At 65.6% G+C, this 25,314-nt stretch carries 21 protein-coding genes; 7 read left to right on the top strand and 14 right to left on the bottom strand.

The genetic code is table 11. From position 1 onward, the window contains the following. Window positions 1-70 precede the first annotated feature (70 nt). The gene (locus tag B4394_RS09920; RefSeq protein ID WP_078314897.1) at window positions 71-361 is read left to right on the top strand and encodes a mycoredoxin; all 291 of its coding nucleotides are present in this window, start codon (window positions 71-73) and stop codon (window positions 359-361) included. A gap of 23 nt (window positions 362-384) precedes the next feature. On the opposite strand, the gene nudC is transcribed toward B4394_RS09920, so the two are convergent. The 4 genes from nudC to B4394_RS09900 all read right to left on the bottom strand — a co-directional run bounded on the left by nudC (window position 385) and on the right by B4394_RS09900 (window position 8,876). Beyond that, on the bottom strand, window positions 385-1,296 hold the full coding sequence (nudC, locus tag B4394_RS09915; protein ID WP_078308752.1) for an NAD(+) diphosphatase: 912 nt from the start codon (window positions 1,294-1,296) through the stop codon (window positions 385-387). A 1-nt stretch (window position 1,297) separates the two neighbouring features. After that, window positions 1,298-2,383 carry a potassium channel family protein gene (locus tag B4394_RS09910; RefSeq protein ID WP_078292261.1) on the bottom strand — a complete coding sequence of 362 codons (1,086 nt, stop codon included), beginning with the start codon at window positions 2,381-2,383 and terminating at the stop codon, window positions 1,298-1,300. 104 nt (window positions 2,384-2,487) lie between these two features. Continuing rightward, entirely contained in the window at window positions 2,488-5,706 is a 3,219-nt protein-coding gene (locus B4394_RS09905; RefSeq protein WP_078314896.1) for an ATP-dependent helicase, read from the bottom strand. After that, window positions 5,703-8,876: an ATP-dependent DNA helicase gene (locus B4394_RS09900; protein ID WP_078314895.1), complete on the bottom strand. Its 3,174-nt coding sequence runs from the start codon at window positions 8,874-8,876 to the stop codon at window positions 5,703-5,705. Before B4394_RS09900 ends, B4394_RS09905 begins: the two co-directional genes overlap by 4 nt. Window positions 8,877-8,966: 90 nt before the next feature. Here B4394_RS09900 and B4394_RS09895 point away from each other — a divergent pair, with 90 nt between their 5' ends. Continuing rightward, the gene (locus B4394_RS09895) at window positions 8,967-9,749 is read left to right on the top strand and encodes an alpha/beta fold hydrolase (RefSeq protein ID WP_078314894.1); all 783 of its coding nucleotides are present in this window, start codon (window positions 8,967-8,969) and stop codon (window positions 9,747-9,749) included. A gap of 2 nt (window positions 9,750-9,751) precedes the next feature. Beyond that, complete coding sequence (locus B4394_RS09890; RefSeq protein ID WP_078314893.1) at window positions 9,752-10,048, top strand: MGMT family protein; 297 nt, start codon at window positions 9,752-9,754, stop codon at window positions 10,046-10,048. Here B4394_RS09890 and B4394_RS09885 read toward each other — a convergent pair. The 8 genes from B4394_RS09885 to B4394_RS09850 form a co-directional block, all read right to left on the bottom strand. Beyond that, window positions 10,022-10,753, bottom strand: a complete 732-nt coding sequence (locus B4394_RS09885; RefSeq protein WP_078314892.1) for a sirohydrochlorin chelatase — start codon at window positions 10,751-10,753, stop codon at window positions 10,022-10,024. The two genes, B4394_RS09890 and B4394_RS09885, sit on opposite strands and share 27 nt — an antisense overlap. Next, window positions 10,746-11,900: a uroporphyrinogen-III synthase gene (locus tag B4394_RS09880; protein WP_078308747.1), complete on the bottom strand. Its 1,155-nt coding sequence runs from the start codon at window positions 11,898-11,900 to the stop codon at window positions 10,746-10,748. The genes B4394_RS09885 and B4394_RS09880 overlap by 8 nt, the downstream gene beginning before the upstream one ends. Further along, a complete protein-coding gene (gene nirD / locus B4394_RS09875; protein WP_078309001.1) occupies window positions 11,890-12,243 on the bottom strand; it encodes a nitrite reductase small subunit NirD in 354 nt (117 codons plus the stop codon). Before nirD ends, B4394_RS09880 begins: the two co-directional genes overlap by 11 nt. A gap of 121 nt (window positions 12,244-12,364) precedes the next feature. After that, a complete protein-coding gene (nirB, locus tag B4394_RS09870; protein WP_078314918.1) occupies window positions 12,365-14,878 on the bottom strand; it encodes a nitrite reductase large subunit NirB in 2,514 nt (837 codons plus the stop codon). 5 nt (window positions 14,879-14,883) lie between these two features. Beyond that, on the bottom strand, window positions 14,884-16,329 hold the full coding sequence (locus B4394_RS09865; protein ID WP_078308746.1) for a nitrate/nitrite transporter: 1,446 nt from the start codon (window positions 16,327-16,329) through the stop codon (window positions 14,884-14,886). A 139-nt stretch (window positions 16,330-16,468) separates the two neighbouring features. Further along, window positions 16,469-17,323: a TIGR02569 family protein gene (locus B4394_RS09860; RefSeq protein ID WP_078308745.1), complete on the bottom strand. Its 855-nt coding sequence runs from the start codon at window positions 17,321-17,323 to the stop codon at window positions 16,469-16,471. Window positions 17,324-17,433: 110 nt separating this feature from the next. Then, on the bottom strand, window positions 17,434-18,609 hold the full coding sequence (gene moeZ / locus B4394_RS09855; RefSeq protein WP_139360082.1) for an adenylyltransferase/sulfurtransferase MoeZ: 1,176 nt from the start codon (window positions 18,607-18,609) through the stop codon (window positions 17,434-17,436). 99 nt (window positions 18,610-18,708) lie between these two features. Beyond that, window positions 18,709-19,728 (bottom strand): DUF3152 domain-containing protein, encoded by a 1,020-nt coding sequence (locus B4394_RS09850; RefSeq protein ID WP_078308744.1) that lies wholly within the window; start codon window positions 19,726-19,728, stop codon window positions 18,709-18,711. 198 nt (window positions 19,729-19,926) lie between these two features. Here B4394_RS09850 and fasR point away from each other — a divergent pair, with 198 nt between their 5' ends. Then, a complete protein-coding gene (fasR, locus tag B4394_RS09845; protein WP_078292378.1) occupies window positions 19,927-20,613 on the top strand; it encodes an HTH-type transcriptional activator FasR in 687 nt (228 codons plus the stop codon). Here fasR and B4394_RS09840 read toward each other — a convergent pair. Then, a complete protein-coding gene (locus tag B4394_RS09840) occupies window positions 20,610-20,834 on the bottom strand; it encodes a DUF3107 domain-containing protein (protein WP_078314891.1) in 225 nt (74 codons plus the stop codon). The two genes, fasR and B4394_RS09840, sit on opposite strands and share 4 nt — an antisense overlap. A 144-nt stretch (window positions 20,835-20,978) precedes the next feature. Between B4394_RS09840 and B4394_RS09835 the strand changes: the two genes are divergently transcribed. Then, window positions 20,979-21,707 (top strand): MmpS family transport accessory protein, encoded by a 729-nt coding sequence (locus B4394_RS09835; RefSeq protein ID WP_078308743.1) that lies wholly within the window; start codon window positions 20,979-20,981, stop codon window positions 21,705-21,707. Window positions 21,708-21,723: 16 nt separating this feature from the next. Here the strand turns inward: B4394_RS09835 and B4394_RS09830 are convergent, their stop codons facing one another. Next, a complete protein-coding gene (locus B4394_RS09830; RefSeq protein WP_078314890.1) occupies window positions 21,724-22,377 on the bottom strand; it encodes a ferritin-like fold-containing protein in 654 nt (217 codons plus the stop codon). Window positions 22,378-22,634: 257 nt separating this feature from the next. Here B4394_RS09830 and B4394_RS09825 point away from each other — a divergent pair, with 257 nt between their 5' ends. Both B4394_RS09825 and B4394_RS09820 read left to right on the top strand, forming a co-directional pair. Further along, entirely contained in the window at window positions 22,635-24,095 is a 1,461-nt protein-coding gene (locus B4394_RS09825; RefSeq protein WP_078314889.1) for a DEAD/DEAH box helicase, read from the top strand. Then, complete coding sequence (locus B4394_RS09820) at window positions 24,092-25,312, top strand: Rv3212 family protein (protein ID WP_078314888.1); 1,221 nt, start codon at window positions 24,092-24,094, stop codon at window positions 25,310-25,312. The genes B4394_RS09825 and B4394_RS09820 overlap by 4 nt, the downstream gene beginning before the upstream one ends. The last annotated feature ends 2 nt before the right edge of the window (window positions 25,313-25,314 follow it).

Below are 25,314 nucleotides of genomic sequence, written 5' to 3'. Positions count from 1 at the left end.
CACCGGCCGCTGGCCCCGTTCTCGGCATTGAGACATCTCACATACCCCCAACGGAACACCCCAGAGGGGTATGACGTTGAATGCGTACGTGAGCGACACATCAGCCAATGCTCTTCACGCAAGCGGTTCATCGTTGACCATGTACAGCACTACCTGGTGCGGCTATTGCCGTCGACTCGAGACGCAGCTCAAGGGCGCGGGCATCGAGTACACCAAGGTGGACATCGAACAGGACCCGGCCGCCGCCGACTACGTCGCGAACGTCAACGGCGGGAACCAGACCGTGCCGACCGTGAAGTTCCCGGACGGCAGCGCGCTGACCAATCCGTCGCTGGCACAGGTCAAGGCCAAGCTCGGCTAGGGGAACCTCCCACTTGTGGGGGACTAGTCCTTGGCGTAAGCCCAGGACTCCACGATCTCCCGGGCGATGGAAATCGACCCGGGCAGCATCAGCCGGGAGTCGGACGCCGTGGTCCAATCGCCCAGCTCGAGTGCGGCACGTACCTCATCGCGTGTGAACCAGTCGGCCTCGGCGATTTCACCGTCGTTGAAGGAGAAGGGCTGCGACGGGTCGCCTACGGCGTGGAACCCCAACATGATCGATCGCGGAAAGGGCCACGGCTGGCTGCCCAGGTACTGCACATCGGTGACCGTGAGGCCCACTTCCTCGGCGATCTCTCGGGCCACGCACGCCTCCAGAGATTCGCCCGCCTCGACGAATCCGGCCAGCAGCGAGAACATCCGCTCGGGCCAGAACTTCTGACGGCCGAGCACCGCACGATCAGCACCGTCGTGCACCAGGCAGATGACGGCCGGATCGGTACGCGGAAATTCTTCTTGCCCGGTGGTCGAGTTCACCCGAACCCAACCGCCTTTGGCGGGGGTGGTGGGTGATCCGTCGACGGGGCTGTAGCCGGCGCTGTCATGCCAGGCAAGCATCGCCATTGCCGTGGCCAACAAGGCCGCGCTGGTGTCATCGAACAGCTCACCGGAGCGACGCAGGTCCAGTAGCGGTGCGCTGTCATCGTCCAGTTCTGCGCGCACGGCCCACACATGGCGACCACCCGGGATACGTCCCAGGAACACGGCATGCTCCGGCGGCCTGTCGCCGACACGTGCCGCGTCTTCGAGAACCACCCGCCCATCGACAATGTTCACGCGCCCACGGACATCCAGTGTGATCAGTCCGGCCTCGGCCCAACCCTTGGCCAGTTCCTCAGGATTGGAACGCAATTCGTCGGCGCGATCCAGCCCAACGCGCGAGAGTAAGGGGACGTTGCGAAGACGGAAGGTCATATCAGGCTCCGGCGTTGCGGACGTACAACAGGCGATCGGATGCCTCGATGGAATCGACCTCGGGTGCATCCACCCGGTGCAGAGTGCCATCGCGCACCACACCCAGGACGATGTCCGAGAGATGACGCGGTGAACCACCGACCTCGCTGCGCTCCACCTCGCGTTCGGCGATCGCAAACCCCGCCTCGGGGGTGAGCAGATCCTCGATCATCTCGACGACGCGCGGCGTCGAGGTGGCGATGCCCAGCAGCCGTCCCGCCGTTTCCGAAGACACCACCACCGAGTCGGCGCCCGACTGGCGCAGCAGGTGGACATTCTCGGCCTCACGGATCGCGGCGACGATCTTGGCGTTGGGGGCCAGCTCCCGCGCAGTCAGCGTGACCAGCACAGAGGTGTCGTCCCGGTTGGCGGCCACGATGATCGACTTCGCGTGCTGCACACCCGCGAGGCGCAAGACATCCGATTTGGTGGCGCTGCCGCGCACGGTCACCAGGTCAGAGGCCGCCGCAGCATCCAGGGCCATCTGGTCTTCGTCGACGACCACGATCTCGGCCGGGGCGGCGCCGTCGGAGAGCATCGCCTGAACGGCGGTCTTCCCCTTAGTGCCGTATCCGACGACAACAGTGTGGTTGCGCACGCGGGCCCTCCATCGCTGGATCTTCAGTGCTTGACGCGAACGTTCGGTGAGCGCTTCCACCGTGGTACCGACCAGAACGATCAGGAACAGCAGCCGCAGCGGCGTGATGACGAGGATGTTCACCAGCCGCGCGCCCTCGGTGTACGGGGTGATATCGCCGTAGCCGGTAGTAGAGAGCGAGACGGTGGCGTAGTAGAAGCAATCCAGGAAGCTGAGCGGATCGCTCTCCTCTGGGGTGGATGCGACGTCGCGGTAACCGCTGCGGTCTGCGTACACCACCAGTACGGCAGCGAAGAGCGTGCCTACCGCGATGAGGATGCGCTTTCCGATGGCTCGCCACGGGCTGGCCGCATTTTCGGGGATACGCAGAACACCGACGAGTGCGTGGTCTGGCTGAGCGGTCAGCGCCTGGTCAATGCCACGAAACCGCTGGCGAAACTTACCGGCCATATGCCGATCGCGTCCGAGTCAGCGGTTGCACGGGTGTCAATCTACTCACATGGCGCCCGCGATTCGCGTTGGCTAGCGGGTTGGCGACGAAGTTTGGCCGGATCTCAATCCCCCGTCAGCCCCGCGAACTCGCTTGCCTGTGGCAGCTCGGGTAGTTCGGCGGGGGCGACCGTGCGCCCCGAGCGCACATAGTGGAACACCGCACTCACCCGTGCGGGATCGATGCCCTGTAATGCCGCCCACGCGTGCCGGTACGCGGCCAGCTGCAGGGCGGCGGCCTCCATCTCAACACCCGAGGGCTCGTGACCAGTCTTCCAGTCCACGACGGTCCAGGTGCCGTCGCGAGATCCGAACACCGCGTCGATCCGGCCGCGGACAATCGTCCCGGCGACGGAAATCTCGAACGGCACCTCGATCTCGGCGGGGGTTCGGTCCGCCCACGGCGAGGCAAGGAACGCCGACTGCAGCGCCGCCAGATCCTCGGCGTCCTCGAACTCTCCGTATCCGTCACCCGGTAGATCATCGAAATCGATGAGGCGTACCGACCCGTAGTGACGTTGCACCCAGGAGTGGAATGCGGTGCCGCGGCGCGCTTCAAGGTCTGGACGTGTAGGGCGTGGGCGCATCAGCCGGCGTGCCAGCGCCTGCGGGTCCTGGCGCAGCTCGACGAGGCTTGTCACCGACAGATGTTGAGGCAGAGTGATTTCCGGACGACGATGAGCTTGCTCTCGCTCACGCAGCAGCGCATCGACATCGGCGGCCCATCCCTCGTGATCCTCGTCTTCGTCCTGGACCAGCGGCGCTGTGCCGGCGCGCGCTTCCCGGACCATCTGCGCTCCCACTTCGATCTCGCCGCGCCGGCCCGCGAGTGGGTCTGCGGGCCATTGCGTTTCGACGGTCTGGTCGAGCATCGGATTGCGCTCACCCGCCGCGGGTGCGGGGGCCCACTCCTCGACAGTTCCACAGGGAATGCCTTCGGCGGCCGCATTTTCGATGACATCACGCAACTCGACCAGAAAATCGGACGGTCCCTTGGGCTTGAGTCCAGTCTGGCCCCAATGATGTCCCGAAACAAAGAGCTGCTCGGCTGATCGGGTCACTGCCACATACAGCAGCCGGCGCTCCTCGTCGATCCGGCGGGTGGACAGGCTGTCCTTGTGCCGCGCGATGGCATCGGAAAGCTGTTTACGGTTTGTAACACCCTCGGTGTCCAGCTGAGGGACGCCGAAACGATCCCCCAAGGTGGCGCGATCCCCGCGCACCAACGGCGGCAGCTCGGTGGCGCTCGTCAGCCAGGTCGGCGCGGCCACGCCCGACGGGAACACTCCGGCACTCAGATGCGGGACGGCGACCACGTCCCATTCCAGCCCCTTGGCCGAATGCACAGTCAGGATCTGTACCCGTCCCGGGCTGGTCGCGACTTCCACCGGTGTGAAGCCTTTTTCGACCTCCCACGCCGCGGCCAGGTACTGCAGAAACGCGGCGATCACCGCAACCGGGTCGCTCTGGTCGGCGGCCTCCGCGAAACCAGCAGCGACATCGGTGAACGCGCGCAGCTGCTCCAGACCGCCCGTGCGGCGACCGGCGAAGAGCTCGACATCGAGTGCCAACACGCGCTGCACCTCGGAGATCAGGTCGGTGAGCGGCATCCCAAGCCGAGCGCGTAACGCGGACAGTTCGCGTCGCAGCGCCGTCAGGCGAGTCCAACCCTCCGGCGAATACTGTTCGGGTGCACCGGGATCGCTGACGGCATCGGCCAGGCATGGAATGTCCGCGTGCTCCCCTACCACGTCGGTGCCGGTCCGACCGAATCCCGTCGCCCGTCGCCACAGCACCGCCAGGTCGTGAGCTCCAAGGCGCCATCTTGGACCGGTCAACACACGCAAGGCGGCCGGACCTGCGGTCGGGTCCGCAACGAGACGCAGCATCGCCACCGTATCGGCGACCTCCGGGAGCCCGAGCAGACCCGTCAATCCGACCACTTCGACCGGAACACCGTGCGCCGCAAGGACCTCCGCCATGGGGGCGGCATCGCTATTGCGCCTGACCAACACCGCCGACGACGGCGGACGGTTCCCGCCACGACGCGCGTCCTCGTACACCGAGGCCAGTTTCTTTGCGACCCATTCTCGTTCGGCGACGATATCGCCGAACAGCGCGCAGGCGATGTTGCCGGAGGTAGCGTCCGGCCGGGGACGCAGCGGCCGGACCGCCACCGAACGCCGCCGCGCTTCCTCGGACACGGCATTGGCCAGATGCAGAGCCTCGGGTGGGTTACGCCAGCTGGTGCGCAGTTCCCTTGTGGGCGCCGGTGATCCGTCCGGCAGCGGGAAATCGGTGGTGAACCGGGGCAAATTCGTCGCCGACGCGCCGCGCCAGCCGTAGATGGACTGGATTGGATCGCCCACCGCGGTCAACGCCAGCGAGGGGTCGACGCCCCGACCGAACAAGGACGACAGCAAGATGCGTTGAGCATGCCCCGTGTCCTGGTACTCGTCGAGCAACACCACGCGGTATCGATCCCGCTGAGTCTGTCCGACGACGGCGTGGTCGGCGGCCAGGCGAGCCGACAGCGACATTTGCGCTCCGAAATCGAGAACACCGCGAGCGCGCATCTGCGTCATCAGCTGTTCCACGATCGCGACGAGCTGCGCTCGTTCACGCTGCGTCTCGACCAGACGCAACAACCACGCACTCGGCCGGCCCTCCCGCTGCGAGGGACCCGGCGGCAGGGTATGAATCAGCTGTTCCAGCTCGTCATGCGAGGACAGCAGATCGCTGGTATCCACCAGGTGCTCAGACAGCTGGCCGGCGAGTGCGAGCACCTGAGCGGTGACCGCCCCGGGCGTCTTCTCGGTATCCAGATCCCCATCGAAATCGCAGACCAACCGGAACGCCAACTGCCACAACTGCGTTTCGGTCAGCAGGCGCGCATTCGGCTCCATGGGCAGCAGCAATCCGTGCTCGCGCAGCAAGGTACCGGCATAGGCGTGGTACGTGGCGATCACCGGATCGGCTTCATCGGCCGTGACGGGCGCCATGATGCCGCTTCCCGCCAGCCGAGCGAGCCGCGACCTGACCCGGCGTAACAATTGGCCCGCGGCCTTGCGGGTAAACGTCAACCCAAGCACCTGGCCGGGGGTGGCGTATCCGTTGGCCACCAGCCACACCACCCGGGCAGCCATCGTCTCCGTCTTGCCCGCACCGGCACCCGCGATCACCACCATCGGACCGGGTGGAGCCCCGATCACGGCGGCCTGCTCATCGGTGGGCTCGAAAAGCCCAAGCGCCCGGGATAGTTCGGATGGGGAGTATGCGCTCATGACTGGCACACCGCCTGCCCATCAGCCTGTGCGGGGCAGCATGCCCGCAGCGGGCAGTGTCCGCATCCGTCGTTGACCCGCGCGATGAACATCGGGCCCTGCGTGTTGGCCGCAGCGGTGTGAATAGTTTCGCGCCAGGCCTCCCGGACAGCAGGGGTCAACGGATCCTGGTGTCGTTGAGTGGCACCGTCATCGAGATTCGGTTTCGCGACGTACACCAGCCGACCACCGCCCGGCTCGCCCGCGGGTTGGTCGATGATGAGCCCTTCGGCAGCGGCGACTTGGTACGTGGCGAGCTGAGCGTGTTGTTGCGCATCGTCTTTGGTGGCGGGGCTCTTCCCGGTCTTGATATCGATGACGACGGCGCGCCCCTCGGCATCCCGTTCCAGTCGGTCGATGCGGCCGACCAGCCGCACCTGCGGATGGTCCGCATGCGTGAGCACTCCGTCGACGCCGATCTCTCGACCTACTTCAGTGAGCTCACCGCGCGTCGCCACGCGCCACGTGGTGAACGCCTCCAGTAGCTCATGATGCCTCTGCAATTCGTTACGTGCATACCACCGAGACTCGAATGGCATTGATTCCCAAGCCTTGTCGAGTTCCCGGCGCATCGTGTCGGCATCTGCGGAGTGCTCGCCGACAAGCGCGTGCACCAATGTTCCGAGCGCCCGGCGCGGGTCCGTGAGGTCAGTGCCGCCGTGCCGTTCCAATAGCCAGCGCAGCGGGCACGCCATGAGCGTCTCGACGTTCGACGGCGACAAGCGAACCGGACCATCCTCGGCATGCCACAGCGGGTCCTCACTACTGATATCGGCAAGCCCGTACCAGGATTCGGGATCCGCACCGGTGACACCGGCGTCGGCGAGCCGGGCAAGTTGTCGGGCGGCGGCGCGCCGGCGGCCCTCACTCACCGTGTCTGCGGACGCGGTGACGACAGCTCGCAGCTCGCCGACGAGGTTCGCAACGGTCAATGCCCGAGACTCCGGTGTTCCCGGACGGCGATCCGACATCACCCATTCCGGATGCGCCACCATGAGCTCAGCCAGGAAGCGCGAAGCCATAGCGGGACCGCCACCCATATCGGCGTTCTCGTTGTCGACGGCGGTAACGAGAACGCGGCGGGCGGCCCTGCCCACGGCGAGTAGCAGCAGCCGGCGTTCCTCGGCCAGCGCCACCGCCGACCCGTCGACATGCGCGACATGGTCGATGCCTGCCAACACATCCATCAGTTCCTGGGTGCGCAGCACCCCGCCCCGCACGGCCGTGTTGGGCCACAGCCCTTCCTGCACACCGGGGATCGCCACCACATCCCACTGGCGGCCTACGGCAGCGTGCGCACTGACGATGGAGACCGCATCAGGCCCGCCGGTCGAGCGCTGACCGGCGAGCGCCAGCGACCGGATGTGGTCGATCAATCCCGTCACGCCGATACCCGGTGTGCGCGCCACATGTTCGGATGCCAGGTCGAACAGTGCGGACACCGCGTCGAGGTCCCGATCCGCTTGAGCGCCCAGCGGACCTCCGCGTTGAGACAACCCGTCCCAACGTCGCTGTAGACCCGACCGGGTCCACGCGGCCCACAGCACGTCGAGAACACTGGCCCCGGAGGTGACGGACTCACGTGCCGAGGCGATCACTGCCCGCACGCGCCGCAGTGGCGCGGCCTGGATGTCAGTGAGCGCGGTGAGCTGCGTGTCATCGGCACCGACAAGAACCGCACGCAACAGCTCAGCACTGTTTTCGCCGGTGCCCCGTGTTTCCCCCGCGCGCAGCAACTGGCGTCGTAACCGCCGGAGCGCCACCGGATCCACCCGCCCGATCGGGCCCGTCACCAGTGTCACCGCGTCCTCGTCGTTCAGTCTCCCTTGTGCGGCGCAGACCGCCAGCAGTAGCGCGTGCACGGCGGGAACGGCGGCGACAGGACCGTCATACGACTCCGCATGTACGGGGACACCCGCCGACTGCAGCGCGCGCCGAAGGGCCGCACCACTGCGGGGTACCGATCTGACGATGACCGCCATCTGAGACCACGGCACACCGTCGATCAGGTGAGACCGTCGCAGCAGGTCGACAACCAGTGACGCCTCCGCGGTTTCGGTGGGCACGGCGGCAAGACGTACGGCGGCCAACGCGTTCTCTGCCCCCGCGATCGTGCGCGCAGGCGAGCTTCCGGGTAACCGCCCCGCCACCGCGTTCGCAAGTTCGGCGACCGGTGCGGCGCACCGGTACGAACTGTCGAGCGCGATCGTCGTGGCCCCGCCGTCAGTGCCGGTCTGCAACAGCTGGGCGTCGGCACCACGGAAGCCGAACACGGTTTGGTTGGGATCACCCGTGAACACCGACAACGAGGCACTCCCCGCGAGCAGCCGCACCATCAGCGCCGCCTGCGGATCAAGGTGCTGGGAATCGTCGACGAGCAGAAGGCCGATGCGGGCACGCTCCGCGGCAAGAATTGCCGGCTCGACAGCGAAGGTCTCCAGTGCCGATCCGACCAGTTCGGCGGCGCCGAGTGCCGGCACCGTGGCCTGCGGAGCCGCCATGCCCACCGCCGACCGCAGCAGCATGACCTCCTCGTACTGCCGGGCGAGGTCGGCGACCGCGACCCACTCCGGTCGATTGTGCCGCCGCCCGATCGCGCGAAGCTCCTTGGCGTCAACACCGCGCTCGGTGCAACGCGCCATGAGATCTCGAACACCGGTCGCGAAACCGGCCGTCGTCAGCGCGGGCCGCAGCGAAGCGGGCCAGGAGCCGCTGTTGTCTTCAGCATTGCCACACAACAACTCCCGCACAATGCTGTCCTGCTCGGCAGCTGTGATCAAGCGCGGCGGCGGATTGCCCTGGCGAGCCGCGTGGGCGGCGAGCACGGCGAAGGCATAGGAGTGCACGGTGCGAACCATGGGTTCACGGATGGCGATGGAACCGTTGCGCTCGAACACCGCGGCCGAGATCCGGCTACGCAGGTCAACGCTCGCCCGGGTGGAACCGGCGAGCACGAGAACGGATTCCGGACTCGTGCCCGCGGCAATTCGTGCGGCCACAATGTCGACCAGCAGGCTCGTCTTCCCGGTTCCGTTACCGCCGACCACCACGAACCGGCCCTGCCGGTCCGGGGCCAGCAGATCCGCCGCGGCACCATCCCAGAATCGGGTCGAAGCGGTCGGCGTCGGCATATGCAGATCACAGCACGGGGGTCCGACAAGCCGATCTGACCTGGGTATCGGTTCAGAGACAACGCCGGGAATCGTGGCAGGATTCGACGGGTGACACCGATGCTGAACACCCACCGGTACGGCCCCGACGAACCCGCGCGTCTCGTGGCGTTGCACGGGCTCACCGGACACGGCAAGCGCTGGGCGCCGCTTTTCGATGAGCACCTCCCCGAGGTGTCCACCCTGGCACCGGATCTACTGGGTCACGGACACTCCCCCGCGCCCGCGCCGTGGTCGCTGGAAGCCCACGCCGATGCGGTAGCCGCCGTGCTCGACGAGACCCAGACCGGGCCCATCGTGGTGGTGGCGCACTCGTTTGGCGGCGCCACCGCATTGCACCTGGCTGCGCGCAGACCCGATCTGGTGAAGTCGCTCGTGCTCTTGGATCCCGCGATCGGCCTCGACGGTGACTGGATGCGCCAGATCGCCGAACAGATGGTGGCCTACCCGGATTACACCGACCGCGCCGAAGCAAAATCGGACAAGGTCGCAGGAGCTTGGTCGGACGTACCGGATCACGTCATCGAAGCAGAACTCGATGAACACCTGATCCAGCTGCCGAACGGCCGGTGGGGCTGGCGTATGAACCTGCCTGCCGTGGTCACCGCATGGAGTGAACTGGCACGCGATATCACACTACCCGCCAACACCATTCACGTTACCTTGCTACGAGCCACCCGGACCGCGCCACCCTACGTAACCACCGGGCTACTGGACGGACTCGCGGCCAGACTTGGCGATCGGTTCGAACTGGTGGACATCGACTGCGATCACATGGTGTCCCAATCACGGCCCGCCGAGACCGCGGCCGCGATACGGTCACACCTGGAGTAATCATGGCGACAGTTACCGAGGAACAGGTCGAGCTGGTGCGCTCGCTGGTCGCGTCGATACCGACCGGACGAGTGGCCACGTATGGCGATATCGCAGACGCGGCAGGCCTTTCCAGCGCACGAATCGTGGGGTGGATTATGCGCACCGACTCCGCTGATCTGCCCTGGCATCGCGTGATCGGGGCCAGCGGTCGCCCCGCACCCCACATCCGGACTCGCCAGCTCGAATTACTCAGGGCCGAGGGTGTACTGGCGGTGGACGGACGAATCGCGTTACGCGACGTCCGCCACGGCTTCTAGGGCACCCGACACCACCGTGGCCGAAGCGAACCGTCGCACCAAGAGATCTACAATCTCGGGATGCACACCCAACGGCTGCGCGACGCCGTCTGCGCCACAATCGGCAAGGCGCTCCTGAAAAAGCCCCTGCGCCAGGAGATATGACGCGATGAAGACGCGTTGGCCATTCGCACGGGCCGCCTCGACCATGTCGGGCACCCGCGGTTCACCTGTCGCGACATAGCCGACGGTGACGGGTCCTGTGTGACGCTCCAACATGCCCGCCGCGGTGTGAACCTCATGGCGCGCACGGGGATCGGAGGATCCTGCTGCGGCGAGCACCACCGCATCGCCACGACGCCATCCGGCCTCACGCAGCCGCTCGGTCATGACCCTGGCCAACACGGGATCGGGCCCCAATGCTTGAGTAACGGCCACATTCGGATGTCCACTCAGCTCGACATGCTGCGGAATATCGTGGTGCACATGGTATCCCGATGCCAGAAACGCAGGAAGCAGAACCGCTGGGCCTTCGATCGTCGACAGCACCTCTGACGGGGTCGGCCCCAGCACGTCGACGAACGCGGTGCGCACCGATCCGATACGCAGCGACACCGCCTCGGCGAGCGCCGCGATGTTCTCCACTCCAGCGGCCGAACGCGTTCCATGTGCGACTAGGACGAGTTCAACCGCGGATGAGCCGCGTGCGCGAAGACCGTCATCCACGGCATTCCCCAATCATGGTCGGATCGATCGCCAGCCGGTAACCCCGTTTGACCACTGTCTGAATCACTTTCGGTGCACCAAGGGCCGACCGCAGACGCGTCATAGCCGTCTCGACAGCGTGGGTGTCGTCGCCACCGCCGGGCAGCACGGACAACAAGTCCTCGCGCGATACCACCTGACCGGGTCGCACCATCAGCCGCTTCATCAGCGCCATTCCCGCCGGGGAGATCTGCCGCGTCTCACCATCGACGGCTATCCCACAGCTGCGCACACTCACGATGTGGCCGCCGGCCTGGAAACGTGGTGCCCGCCTGGTCAGCTCGTCTGCCATATGCCGGGCCAACGCCCCCAGCCGCGCACGTTCGGGCTGCGTCGTCGACACACCGAGCACTTCCAGCGGCGCAGCGGTCACCGGCCCGACACACAGCGGCGCCACTCTTCCCCGCAGCGCGATCAGCAGCTCGTCCAATCGGCCGGTTGCCTTGGCACGACCAAGCATCGAGGCCACCGCGGGCGCGCTGGTGAAACTTATCCCGTCCAGCTCGGCATTGATCGCCATGGAGATCATGCGATCCATCGGCCGCTGGTCCTCCGGTGGCTCCCAGCGGTACACCGGTACCCGGATAACCTGTGCGCCAGCGATAGTCAATGCCTCGCAGAGATCGGCGATGGGTTCCCATTCGGTGGCGGCACCATGAAGTTGCACGGCGATGCGCCGACCCTCGACACCCTCTTCGAGCAGACGATCCAGCACCTCGGCCGACGACTCCGATGCGGGCGACCACTCTTCCCGCAGCCCCGCCTGACGAATCGCCCCGGTAGCCTTGGGTCCGCGGGCGACTAGGCGACCGGACTCCAATGCCGACTTGAGACTTTCGGCCACGCCCCATTCATCAGCGGCCTCGATCCAGCCGCGGAACCCGATGCCGGTGGTAGCCACCGTGACATCCGGAGGGTTGGCGATGACAAGTTCGGTGGCCTGCTGCAGCTCGGCATCATCGGCCAACGGGATGATCCTGATCGCGGCGGCGTGCACGACGGCAGCCCCGCGGCGCTCCAAGAGCGCGGTCAACTCCTCCGCGCGACGCGCAGCCGTGACACCAATGGTGAACCCGTCGAGCCGACGATCCTGCTCGTTAGGCGGCAACCGGGTCCCGGTGTCGGCTCCTGAGCATTCCGATTTCGACATTTCCATTGTTCACCCGCACCTCGAAGACTGGCAACCGGCGCGACGCATCATCGAGGCAACGCCCGTCAATAAGCGAGAAGACCTGCTTGAGCAGCGGCGACGCCACCGTAGGCTCGCCGCCACGGTCACCGGTCAAACCGCGTGACATGACCGCAGCCTGGCCGTATGGATCGATGTTACCGACCGCGTACAGCTCCCCATCGGGCAGCAGAAACAGCGCGGCCTGCACGTCGTCCGGAAGGAGTACCGCCGCGCCCCGGCCAGGGGTGAGCGAATCCACCGCACAGACCGTCGACCACACGTACTGGTACCGCCTCAAACGGGGGCGAGCGTCCAGAATTGTCATCTCCGGCCTTTCTTCTCGTTGTGTTCTGTCATGTCTACCTGGATTGTGTTACCCGGGTATTACCGCAGCTGACGCCCTACGTTGCGGACTCCGCGGCCGACCTGAATCCCGGTGTCCCCAAGAGCACCGGCACCTTGCGCGGACCGCTGTCGTCGAACGCGATGGTCGAGTCGAGTTCATCGGGCGCGTTCACGAACGACACAAACCGGCGCAGTTTGTCCTCATCAGCCAACACGGCCGCCCATTCGTCGGCGTAACCCTCCACGTGACGGGCCATCGCAGCCTCCAGCTCGTCGGCGATCCCGAGGGAGTCTTCGCACACCACTGCCCGGATGTGATCCAGGCCGCCCTCGATCGCTTCCTGCCAAGGGGCGGTGCGCTGAAGCCGGTCCGCGGTGCGGATGTAGAACATCAGATACCGGTCGATGTACTTGATCAGCGTCTCTGAGTCTAGATCGCCGGCAAGCAGTTTGGCGTGCGCAGGGGTAGCGCCGCCGTTGCCGCCGACATACAGGTTCCAGCCATTCTCGGTGGCGATGACACCGACGTCCTTGCCTCGAGCCTCGGCACATTCACGCGCGCACCCGGATACCCCCATCTTGAGCTTGTGCGGGGAACGCAGCCCGCGGTAACGCAATTCGAGCTCGACGGCCATCGCCACCGAATCCTGAACCCCATACCGGCACCACGTCGAACCCACACAGCTCTTGACGGTGCGCAACGACTTGCCGTAAGCCTGCCCGGATTCCATGCCGGCATCGATGAGCCGTTTCCAGATCAGCGGGAGCTGCTCGACGCGAGCACCGAACAGATCGATGCGCTGACCACCGGTGATCTTGGTGTACAGCCCGAATTCCTGGGCCACTTGGCCGATCACGATGAGCTTTTCCGGAGTCACCTCGCCGCCCGGCAGCCGCGGTACCACCGAATAGGTGCCGTTCTTCTGCATGTTGGCCAGGAAATGGTCGTTGGTGTCCTGCAGCGCGGCCTGCTCCCCTTCCAGGATGTGGTCGCTGGACGTCGAGGCCAGGATAGACGCGACCGTGGGCTTGCAGATATCGCAGCCGGTTCCGGTGCCGTGCTTCGCGATCAGCTCGGAGAAGGTCCGAATGCCGGTCACCTGCACCACCTGGAACAGCTCGGCGCGCGATTGGGTGAAATGCTCGCACAGCGCCTTGGACTGCTCGACGCCCTGCGCGGCGAGAATCTGCTTGAGCATGGGAATGCAGCTACCACAGGATGTTCCGGCACACGTAGCCGCCTTGAGGGCGGGCACGTCGGTGGCTCCCTCGCAGATTGCCCCACAGATAGCGCCCTTGGTGACCGCGTTGCACGAGCAGATCTGCGCGTCATCGGGCAGTGCGCCCACCCCGATCTCCGCACCGGCGGGGGTGATCAGCGAGGCAGGATCCGCGGGCAGCTCCCGGCCGAGCATGGGCCGCAGGGTGCCATATGTGCTGGCATCACCGACGAGGATGCCGCCCAATAGGGTTCGTGCGTCATCGGAAACCACGAGTTTGGCGTAGGTGCCCTTGGTGGCGTCGTTGAAGACGACCTCCAGCGCACCCTCGGCGGTGGCGTGGGCGTCACCGAAGCTGGCGACATCTACCCCGAGCAGCTTGAGCTTGGTGGAAAGATCCGCTCCCGGAAACTCGGAGACCCCGCCGAGGAGCCGGTCGGCGACGATCTCGGCCGTGGTGTACCCCGGTGCGACCAGCCCGTAGCAGCGGCCCTCGATGGCGGCTACCTCACCGATCGCATAGATGTGCAGATCGCTTGTCTGGCAGCCGGTGTCGGTGAAGATGCCGCCGCGTTCGGCCAGTTCCAGCCCGCAGTCCCGAGCCAGCTCGTCGCGCGGCCGGATGCCCGCGGAGAAGACCAGTACCGAGGCATCGATCGACGATCCGTCGGACAGCTGTACCGTGAGCGTCCCGTCGGCCGCCGTCTCGATGGACTTCGTGGAGACGCTGGTGTGCACCGTCAACCCGAGCTCGGTCACCAGCCTGGTCAGCAGGGCGCCACCACCCTCATCGACCTGCAGGTGCATCAGACGGGGGTTGAGCTCCACCACATGGGGGGCCAAACCCATGAGACGCAGCGCATTCGCGGCTTCGAGCCCGAGCAGTCCGCCGCCGATGACGACACCCGCGGAGCCCGGCGACTTGTCGGCGGCGGCCTTGATGGCGTCCAGATCGTCCATGGTGCGGTAGACGAAGCAGCCGTCGGCGTCGCCACCCGGCACTGGCGGCACGAACGGATAAGACCCGGTGGCCATGACGAGCGCGTCATAGTCCAGCACAGCGCCGGCCTCGGTGGTGACCGTCTGACCGGCCCGGTCAATGCCGACCACCCGGTCCCCAAGATGCAGGGTCACCATGGGATCGTCGCCGTAGTCATTTCCGGTGAGCGCCAGCGTGTCCCGGTCCCAGCTGTCGATATACGAGGACAGTGCCACACGGTCGTAGGCGGCGTCGGCCTCCTCACCGAGGACGGTGATCTGCCACTGGTCGGTGGCGTCGCGCTCGCGAAGCACCTGGACAAATCGGTGGCCGACCATCCCGTGGCCGATGACGATGACGTTCTTGTTCATGAGTTTCACACCGCCACTTCGTCTTTAGACATGGACATCGCCGGAACCGGGACCCCCACCGGGCGCCGCACGTAGGCGTACCAGGTGACCACGGCACAGACGACGTAGAAGGCGAGGAACACCCAGAACGCCATGGTGGCCGACTTGGCCGCGCTGAGGTACGAGGCACGGAGCACCAGGTTGATGGCAACGCCGCCGAGCGCGCCGATGGCACCGGCCACACCGATCAATGCACCCGACATGGTTCGCGACCAGGTTTCGTCGAGCCCGGCGCTATGCGCCTTGGCGGCGAAGATCGACGGAATCATCTTGTAGACCGAGCCATTACCGATTCCTGAGACCACGAAAAGGACGATGAAGCCGGTGACGTAGGAGGCCATGATCGCACCGGAAGGTGCGCCGGCCGTGCGGTCGTCGATGGTTCCCGCGGCCACCAGGATGCCCGCGCCGAAGATCATCGCGACAAAGGCGTACAGCGAGATCTTGCCGCCGCCCGTACGGTCTGACAGCCAGCCGCCGAACGGTCGGGCGAGCGAGCCGAGCAGCGGCCCGATGAACGCGATCTGGGCGGCATGCAGCGATGCCTGCGCCGCGGCCTGCGCTGGGGTCAAGCCGCTGTGCGCGAGCCCGGCAAGGAAGTTCAGCTGCAGCACCTGGCCGAACGCGAAGCTGAACCCGATGAAGGAACCGAAGGTGCCGATGTACAGGAAGGCGATGATCCACGAGTCGCGGTACTTCATCACGTTGATGAGTGAGCGGCCGTCGGTCTTCTGGTTCGCCAGGTTGTCCATGAACAGCGCCGCACCCACAGCGGCGAAGGCGATCAGCACGAGGTAGATACCCGCTACCCAGTGTGGTGAGCGGTTCCCCGCGGTGGCGATGACCAGCAGGCCGAGCACCTGGATCACCGGCACTCCGATGTTTCCGCCACCGGCGTTGAGCCCCAGTGCCCAGCCCTTGAACCGTTGCGGGTAAAAGGCATTGATGTTGGTCATCGAGGAGGCGAAGTTTCCGCCACCGAAGCCCGCGACCGCCGCCACGATCATGAAGGTGGTGTACGAGGTCTCCGGATGCGCCATGAAGTACAACGTGAGGGCGGTCGGCACCGCCAGCACCAAGGCACTGAATATGGTCCAGTTACGCCCGCCGAACCAGGCGGTGGCGAAGGTGTAGGGCAACCGCAGCACCGCGCCGACCAGGGTCGGCATGGCTACCAGGAAGAATTTCCCGGCGGCGTCGATGTGATACACGTTCTGCGGCATGAACAGAACCATGACCGACCAGATGGACCACACCGAGAAGCCGACGTGTTCCGCTACCACCGACCAGATCAGGTTGCGCCGTGCGACTTTCGCACCACCGTTGTCCCAGGCGACGACGTCCTCGGGATCCCAGTTCTCAATCCAGCGTCCGCGCCGTGCAATTGGGGCTGTTGCCGTGTTGTTCGCCATGACAGCACGGTAGAAAAATCTTGTTGCGGCGGCGCTGCTGGCGATGACCGAGCCATCACATCTCGCTCACACGAGTCTGTCATGTGCCGGTGAGATGACTGTCGGCCTACGTCACACTAAGACCCGAAAGTGATGTGCGTTACAGCGTGAGCCGCACCAGGGCCGCACTGCGTGCCAGCCCCGGAAAGGACTCCGCCGACGAACGGGGATGCAACGCATGCACGGCCAGTCGGAAAATCAAGGCCCGCAACAACATCTGCGGCCACTCCGGCAAGGTCGCCCAGCGTTCTATGAGACCGTCATCCGCGTCACCCCACGACAGCGCATCCACCACCGCGACGCCGGCCGCCCATGAGGCCGGGCGCCAGTACGGCGTGATGTCGGTGATGCCGGGCGCGGCCGCGCCCGCGAAAAGCACAGTGCCGTACAGGTCGCCATGCACCAGCTGCGGTGGGCTCTTAGTGGGCCGGCGCAGGCTCGCCAGCTGATTGATCAGGTCGATGGACCGCTGGCCGTCCGGCGAGCCGGGCGATACCCGGGCCGCGGAGGGCCAGGACTGCAGCGGCCGGTCTTCCCAGGCCGCGCGGTCGGCCGCGATGAACACGTCGACATCGGCCCATGGCGCCACCGGGGGCTGGGTAAGAAACCGGGGGCGTTCCAGCTTGGAGGTGGCCTCATGGAGGCGCACCGACAGCGACACCACCTCGTCGTGCCGGGGTTCGGGCGCACCGGCTACGAATGTGTCCGCGCGCCAACCCGATACGACATACCGTCCATCCGTAGACCGAACTGGCCGGGCCAGGCGCACACCGTCGATGAACAGTGTGTCGCGCACCTTGGCGGACCACGCAGCGCGCGCATGGTCCGCTACCAGTGACAACACCACTTCACCGCAGCGCCAGCCACCCTCCCATGTCGGGCCGAGCTGGACTGGCTTGACGCCGCTGAGCCCGTAAGTCGCGAGCACGTGCTCGGGCGGGCGGTCCACAGTCACGCGGGATACGTTACCGCCTGCAATGAACTGGATTGTGTTCGCTCGGAGTTCGTGTCGGCGGTCACAGATGGGGCGTCCCGCGATATGGGGCTGTTGCTGGTCCCCACCGATCAGTACATGACCATGTCGGGGTCCATCTGCTTGGCCCAGGCGGCGATGCCTCCCTGGAGGTGCACCGCGTCGGAGAAACCCGCCTTCTTCACGGCCACAAGCGCCTCTGCCGACCGAATCCCCGTCTTGCAGTACAGCACCGCCTGACGGTCCTGTGGCAGCTTGGCGAGGCCATCTCCGGACTCCAGGGTCGACTTGGGCACCAGCTCGGCACCGTCGATGTGGACGATGTCCCATTCGACGGGTTCGCGCACGTCGATCAGCGCCACCTTCTTATCGGCGTCAAGCAATTCGCGCAGCTCACGCGGGGTAATGGTGGAATCGGCGACCGCGGCGGAGGCCTCATCGCTGATCACACCGCAGAACGCGTCGTAGTCGATAAGTTCAGTGATCTTCGGCGTCGCCGGATCCTTGCGAATCTTGATGGTGCGGTACGTCATGTCCAGCGCGTCATAGACCATGAGCCGGCCCAGCAGCGTGTCACCGATTCCGGTGATCAGCTTGATGGCCTCGGTACCCATCACCGAGGCGATGGAGGCGCACAGGATGCCCAATACGCCACCCTCCGCGCAGGACGGCACCATCCCCGGGGGCGGCGGCTCGGGGTACAGATCGCGGTAATTCAGGCCGAGACCGTCGGGCGCGTCTTCCCAGAAGACCGACACCTGACCCTCGAAGCGGTAGATGGAACCCCATACGTACGGCTTGTGTGCGAGCACAGCGGCGTCGTTGACCAGGTAGCGCGTCGCGAAGTTGTCGGTGCCGTCCAGGATCAGGTCGTACTGTTTGAACAGGTTGACGGCGTTGTCCGGCTCCAAACGCAGCTCGTGCAGCCGCACCTCGACCAGCGGGTTGATCTCCAGCACCGAGTCACGCGCGCTCTGCGCTTTGGACCTGCCGATATCGGACTGGCCATGAATGATCTGGCGCTGCAGGTTGGACTCGTCGACCACGTCGAACTCAACGATGCCGATGGTGCCGACACCCGCGGCGGCCAAGTACAGGAGGGTCGGAGATCCGAGACCGCCGGCGCCGATGACAAGCACCTTGGCGTTCTTGAGACGTTTTTGTCCGTCCACACCCAGGTCGGGGATGATCAAATGGCGGCTGTACCGGGCGACTTCCTCGCGGGTCAGACCTGCGGCGGGGCTTACCAACGGCGGCAATGTGGGCACCGTGACTCCTGTGACTCGGGTTCCTCAGGGCTGTCTGAGAGGGCTACAGCTGCATCAACAGTATCGGGATGCCAACCCTTCCCGAGCCCGGGACCGCCGCTAGGGAATCGGATACGGCCAGGGATTGGTGCGGCAGGTCTTTCCGTCGGGCTTGATCGAATCCGCGTCGAACTTCGCCGCATCGTTGTTGTTGGTGCTGAACGTCTGCTGCATCATCACCGGGGCCAGCTGTTGGTCCTGCTCACACGGTTCGTGTACCCGGTAACCGATGGCATGTCCGACTTCGTGGTTGATGACGTACTGGCGGTACGACGTGATGTCGCCCTGGAACGGGACGGCGCCGCGCACCCACCGTGCTTCATTGATGAACACGCGCCGGTCGCCGTTCTCGCCATACCGCGGGTTGTAGCAAGAGGCTTCGAGCTGAATCTCATAACCACAGCCCTCGCGCACGGTGGCCGGCGAGGTCAGCGAGATCCGAAAATCAGGTGTGCCGGAGTCGATCCGGACAAATCCGAACTGAGGGTTGTGCGTCCAGCTCTTCTGGCTGGCCAGCGTCTCGGTCACCATGCGTGCGAAAAGGTCGTCACCGCCAAAACCCATGGTGTCGATGCCGTCCTCAACCTCGATGGTGTACGCGAACACCTTCGCGGCACCCGTCCCGATCTGGGGTGTCGTACCCGGCACGACGTGCCAAGACTTGGCGCCCGCCTCGGTGAACGACTCACCCTCGGGCAGCACCCCGGTCGGCAGGGTCGCGTCGAACTGAGTGAGGCCCTTGGGCGGGGCACCGATGATCGCGTCACCCAGCGCACCAATGGACGGAGGGTCAGCAACGGGCTCATTGGGACCGGTACCCGCGTGTGCGGGTTCGCGCTGCGTCACCGTCTGGTACCCGACGAAGACGGTCAACGCGACCAGCAGCGGAATGGCATACGCACGCCACCCGTAGGTGGAGATGAAACGGCCGAGCCAGGTCTGCTTGCGCCAGCGGTCGCGATCACTCCGGTCGGATCGGATGCGTCCGCTTCCTTCGGCGAGCGGATCGCGCTGGGCACGCAGCGGCTCGTAGCGTTCGGAGGACTCCTGCACGGGGAGTCGACTCATGGTTTCTGGCATGGACCTACGATTATGCGCCCATTGGTGCCGGTCGTAGGTCACCGGGCAAGGATGGCATAGCGACAGGCCATCCCGCCTCGGGCACGCCGCCAGATGCCAGGAGTACTGTCTGTATTTCGGGTTCAAGCGGATTGATTAGCCGCCTGAGTGAGATGGCGTAGGCGACCATTAAGTCGTGTGCGCGCAGAGGATAAGGACATGCGTGATCTTGCGAATCTGGCCGGGCGTCGAGGCAGGGTGAACTCGGCGGTGGCGACGCAGGATTCGACTCAGGGAAATACACGTCGTGGCGGACGACTGCCTCGCGATGAGCGTCGCGGTCAGCTGGTCGGTTCTGCCAGTGAGATATTCGTCGATCGCGGCTACCACGCCGCGGGCATGGACGAAATCGCCGAACGTGCAGGCGTAAGTAAACCCGTTCTCTACCAACACTTTCCGAGCAAGCTGGAGCTGTACCTGGAGGTACTGCACAAGCATGCCGACAACCTGGTGTCCAGCGTGCGGCAGGCGTTGCGCACCACCACCGACAACCGGCAGCGGCTACGCGCCGCGGTCATGGCGTTCTTCGATTTCGTCGAGCACGACAGCCAGGGCTACCGGTTGATCTTCGAAAACGACTTGGTGGGTGTCCCGCAGGTCTCCGAACGCGTCGAGGGAGCCATCAGCGCCTGCACCGATGCGGTATTCGACCTGGTCAGCCACGATTCCGGACTGGACCCCCACCATGCGCGCATGGTGGCCGTCGGCCTGGTCGGAATCAGCCAGGTCAGCGCGCGCTACTGGCTGGACAATGAGAAGCCCATCTCCAAGGACGACGCGGTCAACGCCACCGTGGGATTCGCCTGGGGCGGGCTCTCACACGTTCCGCTTCAGCCGCTCGACTAGCCGCTGAAGCCCACCCGGCGCGTATCGGCAACACCGATCTCCACGTAGGCGATTCGGGCCGCGGCGATCAGGTACTTGCGCCCCTTCTGGTCGGTGAGGTTGAGCACATCCGACTCCCGGGATAGTGCCGCGGACACGATCTTTTCGACGTCGGCCGGCGTCTGATCGCTAGAAATGACCAGCTCGCGCGGGCTATCTGTGACACCGATCTTGATCTCCACGAAGGCACCTTCCAGGTCATTAAGCGTGTACTGCAGAGGTTAGCCGACGCCAGTACTGCCGACACACCTCGCATGATCGTGCCAGTCCGTTAGTCACAGCAGTAACATCAGTATCAGGTTTCACATTGAGAAGAGGCGCTGATCATGGTCGGTTATCGCGGAGATTCTCGGTCCTCAAGCGGTTACGAGCCCTACGACGACCCGTATGAATCCGAGACGACCCCGCAGTACAGCGGGTACTCAGGTCTCGACGAGGACTTCGAGTACAGGCCGCCGGGTTCCAACGAGAACTGGAAATGGGTCGCGTCCATTGCCGGGGCGGTGCTGGCGATTGCCGTCATCGCGACAGCGGTCGTGCTCAGCGGTGGCGATGACAAGCCGCCTGCCTCTGCCATCACCACACCCGTGCCCTCGCTGACGCCGGTGACCACCACTCCCCCGGCGCCGTCACCAACGGCGACCTCGGCGCAACCGTCGACGACAACCGTGACCACCACCCCCGTGCAGGAGACGCCGAGCACAGCGCCATCCACGGAGGCGCCCGCACCCGAGCCGCCACCCTCCAACCCGATGCTCCCGCCGGAAGGCCAGCGGCCGATCACACCCGCAGCGTTCGCGTACTACGTGACCGGTAACCAGACCCCGGGCGACCTGCTGACAATCACCTACACCGACGGCAACGGCGCGACTCGGACCGTGCTCGGCGCCTCGTTGCCCTGGACGATGATCGTGACACCGAGCCCCGGAATCGTCGGCGGGTCGATCACTGCGACGAGCTTCGCCAGTCAGATCAACTGCTCGATCACCAACAGCCAGAACCAGATGCTGGCGGTGCAGAGCAACAACAGCATCATCGCCCGCTGCACCAAGTAGAGCTCTGACAGCCGGGCTAACCGCCCAGGCCGAGAACCGCCATCCGCTCGGCATGCGCGCCCTGCAGCCGCTCGAAGAACTCGTTCAGGTTCCCCAGACCGGCGCCTCCGGACATCACCAGCTCGGCGAGCTCGTCGTGCCCGGCAAGCACATGCTGTGCCTGCGTGACGGCCTCACCGAGCAGCCGTCGACCCCACAAGGTGAGCCGGTTGCGCTGCTGCGGGTTGTCCTTGACGGCCTCACGCACCTGGGCGATGACGAACTCTGAGTGTCCCGTGGTGCCCAGCACCGACTTGAGAACAGCCGCCGATTCACCTGGCAGCGAGGCGACCACCTCGCCATAAAAATCGGCCGCCAGCGAGTCGCCGATGTAGGCCTTCACCATGGCCTCCAACCACGTACGCGGCAGAGTCAGCGAGTGGTAGTTCTCCAGCGTCTTGACGTATGGCTCCATGGCCATCAGGACGTCAACTCCGTTAGCCTCCATCGCATCTCGCAGCACCTCGTAGTGGCGCATCTGCGAGGCCGCCATGCTGGCGATGGCGATCTTGCTGGCCAGGTCGGGCGCCATCTTGGACTCGTCGGTCAACCGGTAGAACGCCGCGATCTCGCCGTACGCGATCACCGCGAACAGCTGATTGACACCGGGAGGATCGAGGTCCGCAGTCATGTCTGGAACTCTAGTCGGGCACCCGCAGCAGAACACCGAACCGCGGGGCAAACCACGGCGAATCGGAAAATCGCAGCTCACCCGCTATCATGAGTGCGGGACGAACGCCCTGACTGTGCAGCACCCAGAGAGTTCTCCCACAGGAAATGTGCGTGCACGTGCTGCCCTCGCCGCTAGACGCGAGCCCGGCCCCGTCGAAATCCGACCTACCGATCGTGCGCGCTGAGCGAAAACACGAAAGGTACGTACACCCACCCATGAGTCATATCGAACACACTTTTGCCCAGCTCGGCGTCCGCGACGAGATTGTCCGGGCCCTCAGCGAAGCCGGAATCGAGCATCCGTTCGCCATCCAGGAACTCACCCTTCCGCTCGCCCTCGCCGGCTCTGACCTCATCGGCCAGGCCCGCACCGGCATGGGCAAGACCTACGCATTCGGTGTCCCGCTGCTGCACCGCATCGCCACCGGTGTCGAGGATCGACCGCTCAACGGCACGCCCCGCGCGCTGGTCGTGGTCCCGACCCGCGAGCTGTGTATCCAGGTTTACGAAGACCTCACCAGGGCGTCGAAGTATCTGACGGCCGGTGACCGCGACTTCAGCGTTGTCTCCATCTATGGCGGACGGCCGTACGAGGCGCAGATCGAGTCGCTCCGTGCCGGTGCCGACGTCGTAGTCGGAACACCGGGCCGGCTCCTGGACCTCGCGCAGCAGGGCCACCTGCAGCTGGGCGGACTGGCCATGCTGGTGCTCGACGAGGCCGACGAGATGCTGGACCTGGGCTTCCTGCCCGACATCGAGCGCATTCTGGCGCTGGCACCGTCCGCTGAATCGGGACGGCAGTCGATGCTGTTCTCGGCGACGATGCCCGATGCGATCATCACCCTGGCCCGCACCTTCATGAATCGCCCGACCCACATCCGGGCCGAGGCTCCCCATTCTTCGTCGGTACACGACTCGACCGAGCAGTTCGTCTATCGGGCGCATGCGCTGGACAAGATCGAGCTGGTCAGCCGCATCCTGCAAGCCGAGGGCCGCGGCGCCACCATGATCTTCACCCGCACCAAGCGGACCGCACAGAAGGTGTCCGACGAGCTGGCCGAGCGCGGTTTCATCGTGGGCGCCGTGCACGGCGACCTCGGTCAGATCGCGCGTGAAAAGGCATTGTCTGCCTTCCGTTCCGGTGAGATCACCGTGCTGGTCGCGACCGACGTGGCTGCCCGCGGCATCGACATCGACGATGTCACCCACGTCATCAACTACCAGTGCCCCGAGGACGACAAGACGTACGTGCACCGGATCGGACGCACCGGCCGCGCCGGGCGGACCGGCATCGCGGTCACCCTTGTGGACTGGGACGATGTCGCGCGTTGGCAGCTGATCGACAAGGCACTCGGCCTCGGTGTGCCCGACCCTGACGAAACCTATTCCACCTCACCGCATTTGTTCACCGAGCTGAACATCCCCGCCGGCGTCACCGGATCGACCGGCCCCAAGTTCACCGGCGGACCCAAGCGCCGCGAACCGCGAGCCGAGCGCACCGAAAGTGACAAACCCAAGCGCACTCGCACGCGTCGACGTACTCGCGCAGGCGAGGCCGCCGACGATTCTGTCGCCGAAGCACCTGCGGCGGTGGCCACCGCGGAAGGTGACCAGCCCGCTCCCGCGCGCCGTCGTCGGCGCCGCCGCCGTCCGGCCGCGACCACCGCCACGGCGTGATCGCACCGGAGCGGCGCACCCGGGCCGACATCATTGCTGCGGCGGTGATCGCCGTCGTGGTCGCCGTGACCGGTGCCACGATCTGGTGGACCAGCGATGCACGTGCCACCGTCAGCCACCCCGCCGCCGGGGACATCAAACGCCCGATCAGTGCTACCCGGGTTCCTGACTCGGTGCGCGAGCTGTGGTCCACCGCGAGTGGAGCCACAAAGGGGCCGGTCATCGCGAGCGGTGCGGTTGTTAGCGCCGATGAGCACGACGTGGTGGGCCATGATCCGGTCACCGGCGCACAGCTGTGGTCCTACGCGCGCCGCAATCTCGATCTGTGCGGCGTCATCGGCTTCATCGATGACGCGGTGGCGGTCTATCGCGATGCACGCGGATGCGGCCAGGTCACCATGATCGACGGACAGACCGGCCGCCGGGGTCCGTTGCGCAGCAGTGCAAATGATCCGAAGGTGTCGCTGTCGACCGACGGCACCTACGTGCTGGCACTTGGCAGCACCCGGCTCGAGCTGTGGCGTTCGGACATGGTGCGCACCCTGGAGTACGGACGAGTCGTCGCTCCCCTGAATCCCAACAGCCAGCCCCGCGTGGACTGCACGCTGAAATCGGGTGCCGTCGGGTCCAGCGTGCTCGCGGTGCTGGAGACCTGCCCTCAGGACTCCACCTTGCGGCTGACGCTGCAAAAGCCGACACCGAAGGACAACGACAAACCCGAGGAGCTCTACTCGGCGGCGCTACCAGGGGTTGAACGCGGCTCCGCCGCCAAGGTGCTCGCTGTCGCGGACACGCGGTCGGCCGTATACCTGCCCGGCACCCACAACGAGCTGGTGGTGTTCGACGACCATGGCATGCGCGTCGGCGCGACGGCCCTGCCGGGTGCGGTAGCCCAGTCCAATACCGCCGCGCAAGCCGGCGACGTTGTCACCTGGTGGACGGGCAATCAGGTGCTGGTGCTGGGCGGCTTCGATCTCGCCTACCGATTCGTGCTGCCCACCACCAAGAAACCCTTGGGGCCGGGCACGGCCATGGCCGGTGAACTGCTGATCCCGGTCGAAGGTGGGATCGATGTATTCAACATGACCACCGGAGAATTCCGGAAATCCATTGCTGTGCAGCGTGATCCGGCCGACGAAAAGGGCCCCGTCATCAGCGCCGTCGTCGGCAATACGTTGGTGGAGCAGCGCGGGTCGCGAGTCTTCGCACTGGGATAAAT

The organism is Mycobacterium sp. D16Q16, from assembly GCF_002013745.1.
GTDB lineage: Bacteria > Actinomycetota > Actinomycetes > Mycobacteriales > Mycobacteriaceae > Mycobacterium.
This window is presented reverse-complemented; position numbering and strand designations above follow the sequence as displayed.

Excerpts from the sequence above, each read along its gene's own strand:
- B4394_RS09920 (WP_078314897.1), top strand. The coding sequence starts at position 71 with ATGACGTTGAATGCGTACGTGAGCGACACATCAGCCAATGCTCTTCAC.
- nudC (WP_078308752.1), bottom strand. The coding sequence starts at position 1,296 with ATGACCTTCCGTCTTCGCAACGTCCCCTTACTCTCGCGCGTTGGGCTG.
- B4394_RS09910 (WP_078292261.1), bottom strand. The coding sequence starts at position 2,383 with ATGGCCGGTAAGTTTCGCCAGCGGTTTCGTGGCATTGACCAGGCGCTG.
- B4394_RS09905 (WP_078314896.1), bottom strand. The coding sequence starts at position 5,706 with ATGAGCGCATACTCCCCATCCGAACTATCCCGGGCGCTTGGGCTTTTC.
- B4394_RS09900 (WP_078314895.1), bottom strand. The coding sequence starts at position 8,876 with ATGCCGACGCCGACCGCTTCGACCCGATTCTGGGATGGTGCCGCGGCG.
- B4394_RS09890 (WP_078314893.1), top strand. The coding sequence starts at position 9,752 with ATGGCGACAGTTACCGAGGAACAGGTCGAGCTGGTGCGCTCGCTGGTC.
- nirB (WP_078314918.1), bottom strand. The coding sequence starts at position 14,878 with ATGAACAAGAACGTCATCGTCATCGGCCACGGGATGGTCGGCCACCGA.
- B4394_RS09865 (WP_078308746.1), bottom strand. The coding sequence starts at position 16,329 with ATGGCGAACAACACGGCAACAGCCCCAATTGCACGGCGCGGACGCTGG.
- B4394_RS09850 (WP_078308744.1), bottom strand. The coding sequence starts at position 19,728 with ATGCCAGAAACCATGAGTCGACTCCCCGTGCAGGAGTCCTCCGAACGC.
- fasR (WP_078292378.1), top strand. The coding sequence starts at position 19,927 with ATGCGTGATCTTGCGAATCTGGCCGGGCGTCGAGGCAGGGTGAACTCG.
- B4394_RS09835 (WP_078308743.1), top strand. The coding sequence starts at position 20,979 with ATGGTCGGTTATCGCGGAGATTCTCGGTCCTCAAGCGGTTACGAGCCC.
- B4394_RS09830 (WP_078314890.1), bottom strand. The coding sequence starts at position 22,377 with ATGACTGCGGACCTCGATCCTCCCGGTGTCAATCAGCTGTTCGCGGTG.
- B4394_RS09825 (WP_078314889.1), top strand. The coding sequence starts at position 22,635 with ATGAGTCATATCGAACACACTTTTGCCCAGCTCGGCGTCCGCGACGAG.